The sequence below is a fragment of the Cellulomonas sp. ACRRI genome (assembly GCF_022346185.1).
Lineage (GTDB): Bacteria > Actinomycetota > Actinomycetes > Actinomycetales > Cellulomonadaceae > Cellulomonas.
The window spans coordinates 1-1,779 of sequence record NZ_JAKRMS010000244.1 but is presented as its reverse complement, the minus strand read 5'-3'; the positions used below and the strand labels follow the sequence as shown (position 1 = coordinate 1,779).

Annotated in this window: 3 protein-coding genes; 1 reads left to right on the top strand and 2 read right to left on the bottom strand. The window is 77.8% G+C overall.

The features are described from left to right. Positions 1–56 precede the first annotated feature (56 nt). Complete coding sequence (locus MHY85_RS20915) at positions 57–689, bottom strand: D-alanyl-D-alanine carboxypeptidase family protein (RefSeq protein ID WP_239200376.1); 633 nt, start codon at positions 687–689, stop codon at positions 57–59. Positions 690–858: 169 nt separating this feature from the next. Between MHY85_RS20915 and MHY85_RS20910 the strand changes: the two genes are divergently transcribed. Next, positions 859–1,023: a hypothetical protein gene (locus MHY85_RS20910; RefSeq protein WP_168216895.1), complete on the top strand. Its 165-nt coding sequence runs from the start codon at positions 859–861 to the stop codon at positions 1,021–1,023. Positions 1,024–1,045: 22 nt separating this feature from the next. Here MHY85_RS20910 and MHY85_RS20905 read toward each other — a convergent pair whose 3' ends face one another. Next, positions 1,046–1,564 (bottom strand): hypothetical protein, encoded by a 519-nt coding sequence (locus tag MHY85_RS20905; protein ID WP_239200375.1) that lies wholly within the window; start codon positions 1,562–1,564, stop codon positions 1,046–1,048. Between the last annotated feature and the right edge of the window lie 215 nt (positions 1,565–1,779).

The following is a 1,779-nucleotide window of genomic DNA, read 5'->3' as shown; positions in this document are numbered from 1 at the left end:
ATCGCCGACGCCGCGCGCGACGGCGTGACCGTCGGCATCACCGACTCGTACCGCTCCTACGAGGCGCAGGTCGACGTCGCCGCCCGCAAGGGCCTGTACTCGCAGTGCCAGGGCTCGCGGGGGGTGTCCTCGACGAAGCCGTAGCGGCCGCCGTTGGCCCGCATCCACGACTGGGCCGCGTCGTCCAGCTTGAGGTCGGCTGCCATGCCCCAGCCGTGGTCGCTGGTCCCGGGCACCGCGGCGAGCCCGCCCTGCGAGTACAGGCCCTTGCGGGCGGCGACGTCGACCTGCGCCTCGTAGGAGCGGTACGAGTCGGTGATGCCGACGGTCACGCCGTCGCGCGCGGCGTCGGCGATGAGCCGCTCCAGCGCGTCGGCGGCGGGCGCCCACAGCCGGTGGCCGGTGCTGCCCACCTCGTGCAGCGCCTCGGCGGGGATCCTGCCGTTGCCGTACCCGGCGAGGGCCACGGGCACGCCGTCGGCGTCCCGGGCGGTGTCGGCGGCCGCGCTCGCGGACGTGCCGGCCGTCGCGGCGTCGGAGGCGCCCGACGAGCCGCCGACGGCCTGGGCGAGCGCCTGCGCGAACGCGGCGCCGCTGGTGGTGGTCGTGGGCGTCGGCGCCAGCGTCCCGATCGTCGCCTGGATGGCGGCGATGCGCTGGTTGATCGACGCGATGCCGTCGAGGCTCATGCGGTGCGGTTCCTCCCCCGGGGTGCACCGTTCCCGATCGGCAGCCGGTCGCCCGATCTGAGGCCGCGGCCACCCGGCGAGGGCCGGGCACCGCATGATCGCGGGGCAGATCGCGACACGCGGGGTGCGGAGCGGGGGCGTGTCGGTGGTCGTGCGTACCGTCGTGGGCATGAGGAGTCAGCGGCACGTGTGCATCTGGTTCGACGACGGCGACGGCGTCGAGCTCCTGTGCGCCTGCGGCACCCGCGCGGTGGCCGTGGTCGACGAGGAGACGGGCGAGCTGGTCGTGGTGGCGACGGTGGAGGAGCCGGCCCCGCTGGCCGTCTCCGCCTGACGCCCGCGCTCCGAGCGCAAGCTCAGCCGACGGGGACGGTGCGCCGTTCCGGCGTGAACGCGTAGAGCACGCCGTCGCGCTCGCCGACCCACCACGCCCCGCACATGACGGTGGCGTCCTGCTCCACCTCGGCCGGCCACCAGTCCGCCGCGAGCGTCGAGACGGACCGGAAGTCCGCCGGGTCGCCGTCCGCCGGCCGCGGCGCCAGCGGCTGCTCCGCCGAGACGGGGACGCAGTCGTCCGGCAGGTCGTCGAGGCGAGCCCGCATGGTGACGATCCGCTCGGCGCCGCCGGGCCGCTGCTTGACCCGGACGTCGGTGGCCGCGTCGGGCGCCCATCCCGGCAGCTCCGCCGCGGCCTTCGCGTCCGCGCCGGTGGCGAACGTGGTCGCCCGCGGGTCGGGCTGCCGGCCGAGCGCGTCCGCGACCGCCCCGCCGCACGCGCTCAGCAGCAGGACGGCCGACGCGGCGAGCGACAGGACACCCAGCATCCGGCGCTCGGGCGTCCGCGGCGGGGTGCTGGTGAGCGGCGTGCGGTCCATGCCCCTGACGCTAGGGACCGGGCCCGCGGGTGCGCGTCGGCTCCCGGGACGGTCGCGCCGCGCGCGCCGTCATCCCGCGGGGGGACCGCCGCTCCGCCCCAGGACGGGTCGGGTGCTCGGCGGCCCCCGGGCGACCGCGCCCCGGCCGGCCGGGCGAGGGGGATCAGGGCGGCGCCGGCGGTGCGGCGGGCGGTGCCGCCGGCGCCGCCCTGATC

What these genes read in the sequence shown, in the direction of transcription:
- MHY85_RS20910 (WP_168216895.1), top strand. Translation starts at nt 859, where the DNA reads ATGAGGAGTCAGCGGCACGTGTGCATCTGGTTCGACGACGGCGACGGC.
- MHY85_RS20915 (WP_239200376.1), bottom strand. Translation starts at nt 689, where the DNA reads ATGAGCCTCGACGGCATCGCGTCGATCAACCAGCGCATCGCCGCCATC.
- MHY85_RS20905 (WP_239200375.1), bottom strand. Translation starts at nt 1,564, where the DNA reads ATGGACCGCACGCCGCTCACCAGCACCCCGCCGCGGACGCCCGAGCGC.